This window comes from Deinococcus peraridilitoris DSM 19664 (genome assembly GCF_000317835.1).
Classification (GTDB): Bacteria; Deinococcota; Deinococci; order Deinococcales; family Deinococcaceae; genus Deinococcus_A; species Deinococcus_A peraridilitoris.
The window spans coordinates 3391571-3406462 of sequence record NC_019793.1 but is presented as its reverse complement, the minus strand read 5'-3'; the positions used below and the strand labels follow the sequence as shown (position 1 = coordinate 3406462).

Genomic DNA, 14892 nt, shown 5'->3' with positions numbered 1-14892 from the left:
AACCTCCGGCCAGGAGTGCTGGGACTTCTCAGGAGGCAACACCATGAACATTGCGGAGAGACAATCGATCAAAGAGCAGTTCAGTGAAAGCGAGTGGAGCGATATCCTGAAGGGTCCGAATTGCGCGGCCCTGTACGTGATGTCGGCGAGCCCCAGTGGAGCGCTGGGGCTGCGCGCCGAGACACGGGCAGTCAACGACATCCTGGTGAATCTCGTACGGAACAATCCGGACAGTGCCCTGCTCGGCGCCCTCGCCCTCGATTATCACTACGCTCCTGAAGCGGCAGCTCCAGCACAGGAAGCCGTGAGCCACGTGGCCGAAGTGAGCGGCGCAGCCCTCGCGGGTGTGCGCCAGGCACTGCTGCTCGTTGACAGCCGTGCCAGCAGCCAGGATGCACAGGAATACCGCCAACTGCTGTTGCAGACCGCCATTGGTGCTGCAAAGGCTTCGGCCCAAGGCGGTATTCTGGGCCTGGGCGGCGTACAGGTGGACAGCGATGAACGGCGAGCCCTGCGTGAGCTGGAGGAGTTGCTGGCGACCAGCGCAGAGTGAAGTTCTTGCTTCAGGCAACAAAGCCGCTAGGGTGCTGAAGCGCGGCAAAGCGCGAAGCGCATGGGAGGATCACCTCCCATGCGCTTCGCGCTTTGCCACCTTATTCTGATGACGGCCCTTCTTCACGCTGCCGTCCGAAATCACGGTTCCCTGGGCGGTCAGCCGTCCCGCCCTGTTCGAAGACGCCACGGATGAATCTCCGCGTGAACTTGAGTTACTCACGAGAGCCCCGGGATGCATGCGCTATGAAGCCCCGTTCACCGACCTCAACTGTTTTCTCGACGAGAACCGCGGAGCGCGGCCGAACGAATTCACGCCGAAACACGCGACCATCAGAGCGTCGTCAACTTACTCCTGCCACCACGTATCGAGCGGCATGACGGGAAGTTGGCGTTTGTGACGGCTATTCAGGAAGTAGCGTTCGAGCCGCGCAGCCACCTCGTCGCTGACGGGCCGGCCTTCCAGATAGTCGTCGATTTCGCGGTACGACAGGCCCAGCGCTTCCTCGTCGGGCAATCCAGGTCGGGCTTCTTCCAGGTCGGCGGTCGGTATTTTCTCAAAGAGGCGGCGTGGCGCACCCAGGTACTCCAGCATGGCGCGCCCCTGCCGCTTGCTGAGGCCCGCAATGGGCATCAGGTCGGTGGCGCCGTCGCCGTGCTTCGTGAAAAAGCCGGTGATGGCTTCGGCCGCGTGGTCGGTGCCCACCACCAGCAGGTTTTCCTGCCCGGCGACGGCATACTGCGCCAGCATCCGCTCGCGGGCCTTGATGTTCCCCTTCACGAAATCGCCGACCGGCGCCCCGAGTGCCCGCTCGACGCTGCTGGCCGAAGCGTCCACAGCAGGCTTGATGTTCACGGTGACCGTGCGCTCGGGGCGAATGAATGAAAGCGCCAGCTGAGCGTCGTCTTCGTCGGCCTGTACGCCGTAAGGCAGACGCACGGCGATAAAAGTGAAGTCACCTCGCGAATCACCATTCTGACCCGCGTTCAGTTCCTCGATGGCGAGCTGCACAAGCCGCCCGGTGAGGCTGGAGTCCTGCCCGCCGCTGACGCCCAACACAAAGCCGCGGGCGGGAGTGGTGAGCAGATAGCGTTTAAGAAACTCCGTGCGTCGCCGAATCTCCATTGCCGGGTCAATGACCGGCTGTGCGGCAAGCTCGGATAAAATGCGCGCTCTGAGGCTGTCGGGTGCGTGGTTCATAGGGGAAGTGTGGCACAGGGGTGCCCGCTGCTGGCACCCTGGCGTGACCGTCAAGGTTTGCTTGAGGCCGCGCCGGACAGTTCAGGGCCCCGGACGGACTTCATGAGTTAGGCTTGACCCTTGGAGTTTACCGTGACCAATGCCCTCACAAAATCAGAAACCATCGACTCCGCCATCGACCGTATCGGACTCGGACGTTTTCAGTGGCGCCTGCTGGCAGTAGGCGGCCTCACTTGGGCCGCGGACGCCATGGAAGTGCTGCTCGCCGGCTTCGCACTGCCGGGACTGGTGGCCGAATTCGCCTTTCCACGCACCGGAACCAACGCCACCCTCTTCGTGTCAGCCGCTTTTGTCGGCATGTTTTTCGGCGCGCTGTTCTGGGGGCCCGTGGCCGACCGGATCGGGCGGCGGCGGGTGCTGCTCACGACCGTTTTTCTGGGCGTGCTGTTCGGACTCGCCACCGCGCTGGCCCCGAGTTTCGCACTGGTGCTGCTGTTTCGCTTCCTGACCGGTTTCGCCATCGGCGGCACCCTGCCCGTCGACTACGCCCTGATTGCCGAGTACGTCCCGACCAAGGTACGAGGACGTTTCCTGGTGTATCTGGAAAGCTTCTGGGCCCTGGGAACCATTGCGGTGGCCGGCCTGTCGTGGTGGCTCTTTACCTCGCTGCCACCCGAGGGCGCCTGGCGCTGGGTGGTCGGCCTCGCCGCGCTGCCAGGACTGGTCGGTCTGTGGATTCGCCGCACGATTCCCGAATCACCGCGCTACCTGGCCCTTCAGGGAAAGCGTGACGAGGCGCGCGAGGTGTTGCGTCAGGTGGCAGCGTACAACGGCAGTGCGGTTGACATCGGAGAGCTGGCTCCTCCGGCGGGCCGTGCCGGCACACCGCTCTCCGCTCTCTGGAAGCCGGCCCTCGTGCGACGCACGGTGCTGCTGTCCGTCACCTGGTTCTGCCTGTCGCTCGGTTATTACGGCATCTTTACCTGGCTGCCGACGTTTTTCCGCCTGCAGGGACTGGATCTGGGGCTGGTATACCGCAACACCCTGATCCTGGCGCTCGCCCAGATTCCCGGTTACATACTGGCGGCCTATCTGGTCGAGCGCGTGGGGCGCCGGCCCACCCTGGCGGGTTTTCTGCTGGTCGGCGCGCTGGCCAGCTTTCTCTTTACACTGGTCGGCAGTGGTGTGGCGTCGCTGGTGGTGAGCGCCCTGCTCTCAGCGGCGCTGCTGGGCGCGTGGGGAGCGCTGTACGCCTTCACACCGGAACTTTACCCCACCGAGTCCCGCTCCACCGGTATGGGCTGGGTGAGCAGCATGGCCCGCCTCGCCAGCATCTTCGCCCCCACCGTCGGCGCCGTTCTGCTCACTTCGGCCCTGCCGCTGGCCCTGAGCATCTACGCTTCCTTCTTTGTGGTGGGCGCGCTGGCGGTGTTGTTCATCGGCCAGGAAACGCGTGGGCGGCGTCTGTCGGAGACGGCCGCCGAGGCCAGCAGCACGTGAGCACGCCACTGAGTCCGCTCTTTACAGACCTCTACCAGCTCACCATGCTGGCAGGTTACTTGCGCTGGGGGCTGCACGAGCAGGAAGCAACCTTCGACCTGTATTTCCGCCGCTCCCCGTTTGGCGGGTCATACGCGGTGTGGGCTGGTCTGGAGAGCGCTCTTGACTACCTGACCCAGTTGCGTTTTGAGGACGAGCACCTTGCCTACCTGCGCAACTTGCAGCTTTTTGACGAGGCCTTTCTGGCTTACCTGCAGAGTTGGCGCTTCTCGGGCGAGGTCATCGCCTTTCCCGAAGGTTCGGTGGTCTTTCCGAACGAGCCGCTGCTGACGGTGCGCGCCCCTCTTGGCGAAGCGCAGCTGGTCGAGACGGCCCTTTTGAATCTGCTGAACTTCCAGACCCTGATCGCCACCAAAGCGGCGCGCGCTTTTCTGAGTGCGTCGGGCAGCCCGCACGGGGGCAGCGTCGTCGAGTTCGGCGCGCGGCGGGCGCAAGGGCCAAACGGCGCCCTCCTCGCTGCACGTGCGGCCTTTATCGGCGGGGCCACCGGCACCAGCAACGTCGAGGCCGGGCAACGGTTTGGCATTCCGGTCGTGGGAACCCACGCTCACGCCTGGGTGGAAGCCTTTCCCTCGGAAATTGCCGCATTTCGGGCGTATGCCGACGCATTTCCCGACGATTCCACCCTGCTGATCGACACCTTCGACACCCTGAAGAGCGGCCTCCCAAACGCCATCACGGTCGCGCACGAACTCGCCGGGCGTGGGCACGCGCTCAGGGGTGTGCGACTCGACTCGGGCGACCTCGCTTACCTGAGCCGGAGAGCGCGCGAAATGCTTGACGGCGCGGGCCTGGAAAACGTCAAGATCGTCGCTTCCAATGACCTGGACGAATTCGTGATCGATTCGGTGATTCGTGAAGGTGGGCGCATCGACGTATACGGAGTAGGGACCCGGCTGGCCACCGGCGGTGGCGAGGGTGGCGGCGCGCTGGGAGGCGTCTACAAGCTCGTGCAGCTGGGAAGCACGCCAAAGATGAAACTCACGGCCGACCGTGCCAAATCCACCGTGCCAGGCCGCAAGCGGGTATGGCGCGCGCGGGACGAGGCTGGCACCGCGCTGCTCGACGTGGTGTCACTGGAAGGTGAGAGGCCCCAGAAGGGACAGCTGGTCACCGACCCGGCAAATCCGCTCAACCGCACCCGGCTGCCCGAGCGCTGCACGCTGGAAAGCGCCCGTCGGGTGGTCCTGGAGGCAGGAAAGCGCACCGAACCTGCTTCACCCCTGAGCGAACTGCAGGCCTATGCCGCATCCGAGCTTCGCCGGCTGCCTGAGGGAACGACCCGCCTGCTCAATCCGCATGTGTACCGCGTGGCCCTCAGCGAAGGTCTGCAAAGCTTGCGGGCCCGCATGATCGCCGAGCTCGAAGCCGACGCGCCCGGCGCATGACTGGCGTGCGGCTCGGGGTGTACATCGGGCGTTTTCAGCCTCTGCACAACGCGCATCAGCAGGTCATGCTCGAAGCGCTTTCGCAGGTAGAGCAACTGGTGGTGATTCTCGGAAGCGCCCGTGCGGCGCGCTCGATCAAGAACCCGTTCACCGTTTCCGAACGTCAGGACATGATCACCGCGGCCCTGCAGCAGGCCGGAGTTGCGCCCACACGTCTGCACTTCATGGGGGTGCGTGACTTCTGGGACACGCCGGCCTGGGCTTCGGCGGTGCGTGAAGCCGTGAGTCACGTGCAGAACGGCGCACACGACCTGATTCTCTTCGGCCACGAAAAGGACGCCAGCAGCGCTTACCTGCGCGAATTTCCCGACTGGACCTTCCGGCCCACCCAGGTGCGCTCCGCCCTCAGCGCTACGCCGCTGCGACGCGCCTGGCTGCGGGGTGACTGGGTGACGCTGGAAGACGCCGTCCCTTCGGCCGTGCTGTGCTGGTTACGGGACTTTGCCCGGCGAGCAGAGTACGCCGCGCTGCAGGAAGAAGCGCTTGCCCTGCACCACTGGAGGGCAGCCTGGACCTCGGCGCCGCATACCCCGACGTTCGTCTCGGCGCATGCCCTCGTGCAAAGTGAAAGGGCGGTGCTTTTGCACCGCCGGGTCCAGATGCCGGGCCGGTCACTGTGGCAGCTGCCCGGCGGCCTGCTGCATCCACAGGCCAGCCTGCGTGACTCGGCCACGCGGCACCTGCGTGAGCAGACCGGTCTGGACACGTCCCTGCCTCCCCCGGAGATCGTGCTGACTTTCGACCACCCCGAGCGTTCACTCCTGGGGCGCGAAGTGGCATACGTGCATGCCTGGCGCATACCGCACCATCGCTTTGCGGCCAGCGCCTCGTCACACTGGCTTCACGATGACGAGGCGCTGGCCCAGCCCGAACAGTTTTACGCCGATCATTACCGACTGCTGGAACTGACGCTCGAACGCCTGGAAAAGCGAGGAGGATGACCCCGTAGGGCGACTTCTGCGGGCTTCTGCAGCTCCGTCCTGGCCCACTGGTACAACGAAACCAGGAGGAGTTTTGCTGGAACTCCCCCTGAAGACCCGATGTTATACGGTGACAGGCTCGGTGTACTCGCCGTATACCTTGCGCAGCACATCCATCTGTTCGCCCAGCGTGGCGTACGCGTGAGCACACTCCAGGAAGGCAGGCATGGTGTTGGCGCCGTTCACGGCCGCGTCGCGCAGCATGTTCAGCGCTGCCTCGTGGCGCTGTGGATCGCGTTCGCGGCGTACACGCGCGAGCCGTTCGGCCTGCACCCGCTCAACTTCCGGGTCGATCAGCTGAATGGGCACCTGGACAGGTTCGGTCACGAAATCGTTCACGCCCACGATGATGCGGTCCTTGCTGTCGACTTCCCGCTGGTAGCGGTAGGCGGCCTCGCCAATCTCATTGGCAAAGAAACCCAGGTCGATACACTTCTCGACTCCGCCCAGCGCCCGGATCTGCTCGATGTAGCCGAGAGCGGCGGCCTCGATATCGTTCGTGAGCTTCTCGACGTAATAGCTGCCCGCCAGCGGATCGACCACGCCCGCCACGCCGGTTTCGTAAGCGATGATCTGCTGGGTGCGCAGGGCGATGGTGGCCGCCTCCTCGGTGGGCAGGGCGAGCGCCTCGTCGTAGCTGTCGGTGTGCAGCGAGTTGGTGCCGCCCAGCACTGCCGCGAGCGCCTGAATGGCCACGCGCGCGATGTTGTTGAGCGGCTGCTGGGCTGGCAGACTCACCCCGGCGGTCTGGGCGTGCGTGCGCAGCATCCAGCTTCGGGGATTCTTGGCACCGTAGCGTTCCCGCATCTGACGCGCCCAGATGCGGCGGGCAGCACGGAATTTGGCGATCTCCTCGAAGAAGTCGTTGTGTACGTCCCAGAAAAACGAGATGCGCGGTGCGAACTCGTCGATGTCCAAACCGCGCTCAAGGGCCTTCTCAACGTAGTGGAAGCCGTCGGCGAGGGTAAAGGCCAGCTCCTGCACCCCGGTCGCTCCGGCCTCGCGGATGTGGTAGCCGGACACCGAGATGAAATTCCACTTCGGCAGGTTCTTCGGTCCCCATTCAAAGGTATCGATGACCAGCTTCACGCTGGGCGCAGGCGGGTAGATGTACTCCTTCTGGGCGATGAACTCTTTCAGGATGTCGTTCTGAATGGTTCCGCCCAGGTTGGCGAGATTGGCGCCTTTTTTCTGAGCCATGGCGATGTACATCGCCCAGATGGCGCTGGCCGGGCTGTTGATGGTCATGGAAGTCGTGACCTGCTCGGGGTCGATGCCGTCGAACAGAATCTCCATGTCGGCCAGCGAGGCCACGGCAACCCCGCACTTGCCAACCTCGCCCATGCTGAACGGATGATCGCTGTCGTAACCCATCAGGGTCGGCAGGTCAAAGGCGGTCGAGAGGCCCGTCTGACCGGCTTTCAGCAGCGCGTGAAAACGCTCATTGGTCTGCTCGGCGCTGCCAAAACCTGCGAACATCCGCATGGTCCAGAGCTTGCCGCGGTACATGGTGCTCTGCACGCCGCGGGTGTACGGATATTCGCCCGGGTAACCCAGATCGCGCTCGACATCGAGGCCTTCGAGATCATCCTGGGTATAGATGGGATCGGGGTCCATGTCGGACAGGTTCGTGTAGTTGTACTTGCGCTCGGGAAATTTCTGGGTTGCGGGCGCGTAGACACTCTGCAGCCACTGGTTCTTCTTCATGCAGCACCTCTCGAACAAGCGTTCGTTATAGGGTAACACACCCACGCAGCGGCGTTTCATGAGGTCAGAACGTACACCAGGTGTTCACTCGCGCGCTTCCTCGCCGCCCAATTCGCGCTCGACTTCCTTCAGCAGCTGGCGCTGGGTGGTGTCGACTTCGACGTTCACCTCTTCACCGCTCTGCAGGTCCATCACAAAGTGGTCACCCTCAAGCCTCACCCGGTCCAGAATGCGTTCCTCGCGCTCGTCGCGCATACGGGCGCGCAACGAAACATACCGGGCCAGCGGCGAGCGGATCACCTTCGGCGCGAGGATCTCCTCGACCTGAAAAATTCCGCCGGAATTGTTCATCGTGACGTCAATGGCCACCGGCGTGCCCTGACCACGCGAAATGGTCACGTTATCGACCGCCAGCGCGCTGATCGAATGAATGTCCACGCTGCCCAGCGCAAACGCTTTGCGCCCCCGGCCTTTGGTAATGTCGATGCCGTCTGCCACGGCGGTCACGCCACCTTCGATCGTGAGTGGCACCGGGTTGAGGTCGTGACAGTCAATGCAGTGCAGCACGAAAGACCGCACCTTGGTGCGTTTGAACACGTCCGGATAGATCGGCTGCAGAATGCGGTCTACGATGGGCAGGGCCAGCACCACCCCGTGCGCCTCGTGAGCGACCCGGTGGACCTGGTTGCCGATGTCGTGCAGCATGGTGCCCAGAATGACCGCAAGATACGCGTCGTCGAGGTCGCCCAGACCGGAGTCCACCAGATCGGGCTGCACGCCACCCTGCACCAGCAGATCCAGAATTGCCATGCTGGCCGCGCCCGTCACCCAGGCATGAACCCGACCATGGTCGTTGTAGCCCAGCTTGCGCATGGTGAGATAGTTGGCCATGTCCCAGCAGGCGAGCGCCTCGGGATCGCGGCTGAGGGCGTCATAGGCGCTCAGGGCCTTCGGAAAGGGCGCCAGGTCACGCCGGATGGCACGGTCGGCCTCATCGATCAGCTTGGCCCGGGGAGTAGCGAACTCGACGGCCCGCGGGCTTCGCGTCGTTCCGGCCCTTTCCTGCTCCACGTCCTGCAAGGTGCCGCCTGCGACGGTCACCACCAGTTTTTCTTGTTCAGGTGTCATTCACTATTCCTTGGTATTGGGTCACAAAAGCAGACAAAAACAAGGCCAATCGTCAGATAACGAACACGGACAGGGCCCCAGAGACCCTGTCCGTACTATGCGCGTATTCACGCTCCGCGCGGTCTTGAACCTTCGTAAAGCCTTGCGTGAATCACTCGCCCTGAAAACGTGCGGGGCGCTTCTCCAGAAAGGCACGTGTGCCTTCCTTGAAGTCCTTGGTGGCGGCGGCCATGCCGAACATGTCGGCTTCGATTTCCAGCGCGTGGTCAAAGGTCGTATCGAGACCCCGGCGCACCGCCTCCTTGACCAGCCCCAGCGCCATCGGCGCGTTCCTGAGCATCTGCTGGGCCAGCTCGCGGGCGCGCATCAGGGGCTGGTCGGCGACGTAATTCACCAGGCCCATCGACAGCGCTTCTTCGGCTCCGACCTGACGGCCCGTGAGCATCAGGTCAAGCGCACGTCCTGCTCCGATCAGGCGTGGGAGGCGCTGGGTCCCGCCAAAGCCGGGCACCAGGCCCAGACCGGCTTCGGGCAGGCCGAGCTTCGCCGTGGGCGCGGCGACGCGCACATCGCAGGCCAAGGCCAGTTCCAGGCCGCCTCCCAGCGCAAAGCCGTTGATGGCCGCGATGGTCGGAAAGGGCAAGGTGGCAATGGTCTGCATCACGTCCTGCCCCGCCAGGCTCAACTCACGGCCAGCGAATACGCTGTCCATGTCGGCCAGCTCGGAGATGTCCGCCCCGGCCACGAAGGCCCGGTCCCCGCCACCGGTGACGATCAAGGCACCCACCTCGGCGGTGTCCATGATCAGCTCGACGGCCTGCGCGATTTCGGACAGCGTGTCGGCGTTCAGGGCGTTGAGGGCCTGGGGGCGGTTCACGGTCAGCACGGCCAGCGCTCCGTGCTGATCGAGCTGGAGATTCTCGAACTCGGCGTCAATTAAGGTCATCAGGCTCCTTGGATTGCAGGGTGAAGAGGGGCGGGAGATTGAACGTTGCAGGGCGTACGGGGCAATGGAAGCGGGTCTGGAACTCGGGGACCGGCAAGGCAGCGCCCGAACCAGGCAGGCGCGGGCGTGACCTCAGCGTTCACCCCGCGCGATCAGCACGAAGGCGTCGAGGGCAGTGCGCACCATCTCGTCGACGCCGCGGGCCAGCACCTCGTCGGGCACCAGTTGCGGATCGCCGATGTCGTTGCTCACCGTGACAAGGCACCCGGCCTGTACTCCGCGCATGGCGGCGACCAGAAAGAGCGCGCTGGCTTCCATCTCGAAGGCGAGCACGCCGTACCCAGCCCATTTTCGGGCATGCTCGGGTGACGAGGCATAGAAGGCGTCCTCGGTCATGATCAGCCCGACATGATGCCTCAGGCCGTGCGCGCGCGCGGCCTTGACGCTGGCCTCTACCAGCGCGTAGCTGGCCGTGGGTGCATAAGGTGCGCCGCCCAGATACTGGCGGGTGGTGCCGTCGTTGGGCACCGCCGCCTGAGCGATCACCAGCTCGGCTGCCTTGAGTGTGGGGGTCGCGGCACCGCAGGTACCGACACGCAACAGGTGGGTGGCGCCCAGGCGCACCAGCTCTTCGGCCACGATGCTGGCGCTCGGGCAGCCCATGCCAGTGGTCTGCACGCTTACCCGAATCCCCTGGTAGGTGCCGGTGAAGCCGAGAAGCCCGCGGTGCTCGGTGTAGAGCGCGGGGTCGTCCAGGTAGGTTTCAGCAATCCAGCGGGCCCGACCCGGATCACCGGGCAGCAGGACAAACGGCGCCACGTCCTGAGGTTGGGCGCGCACGTGAATCTGACTCATGCTGGCCAGTATACGAAGACGCGCTTGCCCGGTGCGCACTCCGACCAGGCGTCCTTTTTTCAGTTCACCCTGCCGCTCGCCGGGTTAGCATTCGGTGGACACGCGGTAAAGCAGCGTCCCCGAACGTCTTGGCCGTTGTGAAAATCCCAGCTCATACCTGACCGGTTCCTTTACAGTGCGGCGAGTTCCTCAAGGATGAGCTGCCGTTCTCTTCATAAGATGCTCATGTCGTCTTCTTACGGTGGTTCCATGCAGTGAGCCGTGCGTGGCCTGTCGTCATGCACCTCGTTGTAAATTCGTACCGACATTGAGAAGGAGATCGACATGCGCAAGCCAGTACTTCTGGTCTCGGCCCTCACGGTCGCGCTCGGCCTTGGCGCCGCAGCAGCTCAGACCAACACCACCCAGACGACCACGCAGGCGCCGGCTTCGTTCAGCGACGTTCCCGCCGGGCACTGGGCTCGGGAAGCGGTGGAGCTGATCACGCAACGCGGCCTCATTCAGGGATTCCCCGACGGTACGTTCCGCGGCAACGAAAACCTGACCCGCTACCAGGCAGCCCTGATTTTCTTCCGCCTGCTGCAGAGCGGTCAGCTTTCCAGCATGACTCCGCAGGACCAGGGTACCGTCGCCCAAGGCATGGCCGAAGTGGCCGCCGAGCTGGCCTCGGTCACTGCGCGCCTGAACGATCTCGAAGCAGCCAACGCGCAACAGCAGGCCCGCCTGCAGGCACTGGAGCAACAGGTCCAGCGCGCGGGCAGCGCTGCGACCACCGGCAACACCGCCGCGCTGGAGCAGCGCATTGCAGCGCTGGAGCAAGCCATCCAGACGCTGCAGCGACAGGCCGCAACGCCCGCGCCTGCGCCCGCTCCTGCCGGAAACACCACTGCGCTGGAGCAGCGCATTGCGGCGCTCGAGCAGCGCGCCGCGCAACCGGCGCCCGCTCCGTCGACCCCGCCCGCTTCCAACACGGGCGTGGCCGTGGTCCCCGGGCAAGGCACGACCGTCGTGGTTGGCAGCGGCGCCGCACCGATCATCACCTCACCGAACACCTTTGTGGGGATCAGCGGCAATTACGCCTTCGGTTCACCGTTCAGCTTCAGCACGCTCGGCTACAACGTCACGCTGGGCACCTCGAACCTGTTCGGCCGTTTCGGTGGTCGCCTTGACGTCGGCTTTGCTCCCGGTACCGGCGCCATTGACGGCGCGGCCAGCCTGAAACTCGACCTGGCTTCCGGCACACTCGAACCCTACGTGGGGCTCGGCGCTGGCGCGACGTATTCTGCTGCCACCGACGGCAGCGGTGCCAGCGTACTGGACTACTACGCCAACAGCTTCTTCGGAGCCGATTTCCGTTTCACGGACACGCTGGCGGTCTTCGCGGAAGTCAACCCCCGCTACTACTTCAGCAACATGGGCAGCGCTTCGATGCCCGGCTTCGGCATCGGTGCCAAAGCCGGCTTGAAGTTCTTCTTCTAAGCCCTGTTCTAAGTACGCAGGAAGGAAGGCGCCTGGCAATGCCAGGCGCCTTCCTTCCTGGAAAGTATCCCTGGAAGCACCCAAACGCTGCGCGCTTGCGACCCTCGCTGAGCAGCGTTCACCCCAAGCACGCCGCAAATTAATTGGGCCCGGCTTGCCTTTGCGCCCAAACAGTCCGGACCGACCCTCAGATGGGGAAAACAGTCTCGCGCACCTGTTCCTCGATGCGGCCGTCGAGCAGGTGCAGCACCCGGTCAGCGCGGGCCGCCAAATTTTCGTCGTGGGTCACCAGCAGCACCCCGGCCCGTTCGGAACGCGCCAGCCTCACCAGCAGTTCGGCCACTGCCACCGCGTTGGCGCGGTCGAGGCTGCCGGTCGGCTCATCGGCGAGCAGCAGCGCAGGGCGCGTCAGCAAGGCGCGGGCCAACGCAGCCCGCTGGCGTTCGCCTCCCGACAGCGTGCCCGGCCGCTGCTGCTCACGGTGAGCGAGTCCGACCTGTGCGAGCAGCGCGCGCGCCCGTGCGCGCCCGTCGCCGCCCAGCACCAGCGCAGGCAGTGCCACATTTTCGAGCACGCTCAGATCGTCGAGCAGGTAATGATGTTGAAACACCAGCCCCAGACGACGCGCGCGCAATCCCGCGCGAACCTCGCCACTGAGGTGGTCGATTCGCTGACCGTCCCAGTGAATTTCGCCTCCGGTCGGTTGATCGAGCCCGGCGATCAGGTGCAGCAGCGTGGACTTTCCGCTGCCCGACGGCCCGGCAACCGCCACCACTTCGCCGGGCTGCACGGTCAGGCTGACTCCGTGAAGAATCCGCACGTCGCCAAACTGGTGCCGAAGGTCAAGGGCCATCAGTGCGCTGGTCACCCTGGGATAGTAATGCACTGGAGGTAGCCTGATGGTGTCGTGCGCGCACGACTTCGCCCCCACGCTCCGGAAAGAGCGCTGTGGTGGCCGCGTGCGTTTGGACGGGCGCCTCGTCGGGCGTGTACCATGGGCAGGATGCCGCAACGCCAAGATCTGCTGGGGTCTCCGCTCTTTCATAACGTCCCCGAAACCGCCATTCGTATGGCCGAGGAGGCGGTGGTCGAGCGCTCTTTTGCCTGCGGTGAAGTGCTGGTTTCCCAAGAGGCCCAGGGAGAAGCGTTGTTTCTGATCACCCAGGGTCGGGCGCGCGTCGTGCGGGTCAGTTTAGGCGGTCGCGAGCGCGTGTTGGGCTTTATGTACGCTCCGGCCGTGTTCGGCGAAATCGCGGTACTGTCGACCAGTGAGCGCAGCGCCAGCGTGGTCGCTGACACTGAGGTGCACGCCCTGATGCTGCACCGCAACGAATTCGAGCAGCTTTTGACCCGCTTTCCCAAAGTGCTGCTCAACCTCGCCAAAATCCTGGCAGACCGCGTCGCCTCGCTGAACGACGAACTGATCGCATTGGGAATCAGCACCGAGGCTTCGATGGCGCACCTCTTCGTGAACCTTTACCGGCAACGCGCCGCTGCGGGCGAAGCGAACGCACGGGAACTGCCACTGCTGCAAAATGATTTGATGCTGCGCCTCTCGGCCTCGCGCGAGACGGTGTCGCGCGTGCTCAAAAAGCTCGAGCGCGACAAACTGGTGCGCAACGCCAACGGGCATATTCAGGTGCTGGACCTCGAACGCCTGGAGAGACTCGGCTACGGTCTCGACGAGGACTGAGCGCCTTCACTCCCACGCGGCCGCCCGCCGAGAGGTGCGCCTGGCGCTGCGTCGAGACCGGACACCTTTGGTAGTTCAAACAAAAGAGAGAAGGCCCGAATGATCAGGCCTTCTCTTCTCGTCGTTGGCGTGAATTGTCGCTCAGGCTGTGACGTTTTGCTGGGCGTAGCGACCGATGATGTGGCGGGAGATGATCAGCCTCTGCACTTCGCTCGTACCCTCGCCGATGCGGGTCAGGCGGTTATCACGCCAGAAACGCTCGACCGGATATTCCTTGATGTAACCGTACCCGCCCAGAATCTGAATCGCCTCATCGCAGGCCTTGACGCCCACTTCAGATGCGAACAGCTTGGCGCGCGCGGCACTCACCGTAAAATCACGCCCCTGATCCTTGAGGTCGGCCGCCTTACGCAGCAGCAGACGCGCCGCTTCGAGCTGGGTGTCCATGTCGGCCAGCTTGAAGCCGATGCCCTGATTGTGCGCGATCGGTTGCCCGAACTGCTCGCGTTCGACGGCGTACCGGGCGGCGAATTCGAAGGCAGCGCGCCCCAGGCCCAGGCCCATCGCGCCGATACCGATCCGACCACCGTCCAGTACGCGCATCACGTCCTTGAAGGCTCCTCCGCGCTGACCGAGCAACGCGCCCGCGTCCAGCCGCACATCCTCGAAGATCAGCTGCGCGGTATCGCTGGAGCGCAAGCCCAGTTTGTCCTCGGTGCGGCCGATCGAAAATCCCTGAACCTCGTCACGGTTGAATACGAAGGCGCTGATGCCGTCGTTCTTGCTGCGTCCCGGGCGGGGGGCATCAGTGCGCGCGAGAATGACATAGGTGCCACCCACACTGCCCTGGGTGATGAAGTTCTTGCTGCCGTTGAGAATCCAGGAGCCGTCGTCCTGCAGGACCGCACGGGTCCCGAGACCGCCCGAGTCGCTGCCGCTGCCCGGTTCGGTCAAACCCCAGGCGCCGAGTTTGCGGGCGCTGGCGAGGTCAGGCAGGAATCGGCGCTTTTGCTCTTCTGTGCCGGCAATGAGGATATGCCCCTGGCACAGCGAGTTGTGCGATGCGACCGTCAGACACAGGCTGCCGTCCACTGCCGCAATCTCCTCGATGATCATGGCAAAAGTGGCGGTGTCGAGCCCAGCGCCACCGTACTCCTCGGGCGTCTGGGCCCCCATCACACCCAGCTCTCCCAATTCACGGGTCAATTCAAGCGGAAATTCGCCGGTCTGGTCCCGCTCGGCGGCACCGGGGGCAACCCGGTTGCGCAGAAAGCTTTTGAGGGCATCGAGAATCACTCGTTGGTCGGGCGTCGGATCATAGGTCATGCAGTACCTCGAAGATG

At 64.3% G+C, this 14892-nt stretch carries 13 protein-coding genes; 6 read left to right on the top strand and 7 right to left on the bottom strand.

The window, feature by feature from the left end; genetic code table 11:
- The first annotated feature begins 43 nt into the window (after window positions 1–43).
- Complete coding sequence (locus DEIPE_RS16525; RefSeq protein WP_015237119.1) at window positions 44–553, top strand: hypothetical protein; 510 nt, start codon at window positions 44–46, stop codon at window positions 551–553.
- Between the two features lie 348 nt (window positions 554–901).
- Here the strand turns inward: DEIPE_RS16525 and nadE are convergent, their stop codons facing one another.
- Window positions 902–1753 carry an ammonia-dependent NAD(+) synthetase gene (gene nadE, locus DEIPE_RS16520; protein ID WP_015237118.1) on the bottom strand — a complete coding sequence of 284 codons (852 nt, stop codon included), beginning with the start codon at window positions 1751–1753 and terminating at the stop codon, window positions 902–904.
- A 132-nt stretch (window positions 1754–1885) separates the two neighbouring features.
- Here nadE and DEIPE_RS16515 point away from each other — a divergent pair, with 132 nt between their 5' ends.
- Genes DEIPE_RS16515 through DEIPE_RS16505 form a run of 3 tightly spaced genes read left to right on the top strand, consistent with a single transcriptional unit; the run spans window position 1886 to window position 5702 of the window.
- Window positions 1886–3253 (top strand): MFS transporter, encoded by a 1368-nt coding sequence (locus DEIPE_RS16515; RefSeq protein WP_015237117.1) that lies wholly within the window; start codon window positions 1886–1888, stop codon window positions 3251–3253.
- On the top strand, window positions 3250–4701 hold the full coding sequence (locus DEIPE_RS16510) for a nicotinate phosphoribosyltransferase (RefSeq protein WP_015237116.1): 1452 nt from the start codon (window positions 3250–3252) through the stop codon (window positions 4699–4701). Before DEIPE_RS16515 ends, DEIPE_RS16510 begins: the two co-directional genes overlap by 4 nt.
- On the top strand, window positions 4698–5702 hold the full coding sequence (locus DEIPE_RS16505; protein ID WP_015237115.1) for an adenylyltransferase/cytidyltransferase family protein: 1005 nt from the start codon (window positions 4698–4700) through the stop codon (window positions 5700–5702). The genes DEIPE_RS16510 and DEIPE_RS16505 overlap by 4 nt, the downstream gene beginning before the upstream one ends.
- A 102-nt stretch (window positions 5703–5804) precedes the next feature.
- Here the strand turns inward: DEIPE_RS16505 and DEIPE_RS16500 are convergent, their stop codons facing one another.
- The 4 genes from DEIPE_RS16500 to DEIPE_RS16485 all read right to left on the bottom strand — a co-directional run bounded on the left by DEIPE_RS16500 (window position 5805) and on the right by DEIPE_RS16485 (window position 10377).
- The gene (locus DEIPE_RS16500; RefSeq protein ID WP_015237114.1) at window positions 5805–7448 is read right to left on the bottom strand and encodes an acyl-CoA mutase large subunit family protein; all 1644 of its coding nucleotides are present in this window, start codon (window positions 7446–7448) and stop codon (window positions 5805–5807) included.
- An 84-nt stretch (window positions 7449–7532) separates the two neighbouring features.
- Entirely contained in the window at window positions 7533–8576 is a 1044-nt protein-coding gene (locus tag DEIPE_RS16495; RefSeq protein WP_015237113.1) for a hypothetical protein, read from the bottom strand.
- A 151-nt stretch (window positions 8577–8727) separates the two neighbouring features.
- Window positions 8728–9522, bottom strand: a complete 795-nt coding sequence (locus tag DEIPE_RS16490) for an enoyl-CoA hydratase-related protein (RefSeq protein ID WP_015237112.1) — start codon at window positions 9520–9522, stop codon at window positions 8728–8730.
- A gap of 132 nt (window positions 9523–9654) precedes the next feature.
- A complete protein-coding gene (locus DEIPE_RS16485) occupies window positions 9655–10377 on the bottom strand; it encodes a DeoD-type purine-nucleoside phosphorylase (RefSeq protein WP_015237111.1) in 723 nt (240 codons plus the stop codon).
- A gap of 324 nt (window positions 10378–10701) precedes the next feature.
- Between DEIPE_RS16485 and DEIPE_RS16480 the strand changes: the two genes are divergently transcribed.
- Window positions 10702–11856: an S-layer homology domain-containing protein gene (locus tag DEIPE_RS16480; protein ID WP_015237110.1), complete on the top strand. Its 1155-nt coding sequence runs from the start codon at window positions 10702–10704 to the stop codon at window positions 11854–11856.
- A 187-nt stretch (window positions 11857–12043) separates the two neighbouring features.
- Here the strand turns inward: DEIPE_RS16480 and DEIPE_RS16475 are convergent, their stop codons facing one another.
- Complete coding sequence (locus tag DEIPE_RS16475; protein WP_015237109.1) at window positions 12044–12709, bottom strand: ABC transporter ATP-binding protein; 666 nt, start codon at window positions 12707–12709, stop codon at window positions 12044–12046.
- A gap of 150 nt (window positions 12710–12859) precedes the next feature.
- Between DEIPE_RS16475 and DEIPE_RS16470 the strand changes: the two genes are divergently transcribed.
- On the top strand, window positions 12860–13549 hold the full coding sequence (locus DEIPE_RS16470; protein ID WP_041230953.1) for a Crp/Fnr family transcriptional regulator: 690 nt from the start codon (window positions 12860–12862) through the stop codon (window positions 13547–13549).
- 141 nt (window positions 13550–13690) lie between these two features.
- On the opposite strand, the gene DEIPE_RS16465 is transcribed toward DEIPE_RS16470, so the two are convergent.
- On the bottom strand, window positions 13691–14875 hold the full coding sequence (locus tag DEIPE_RS16465; protein ID WP_015237107.1) for an acyl-CoA dehydrogenase family protein: 1185 nt from the start codon (window positions 14873–14875) through the stop codon (window positions 13691–13693).
- Window positions 14876–14892: the final 17 nt, after the last annotated feature.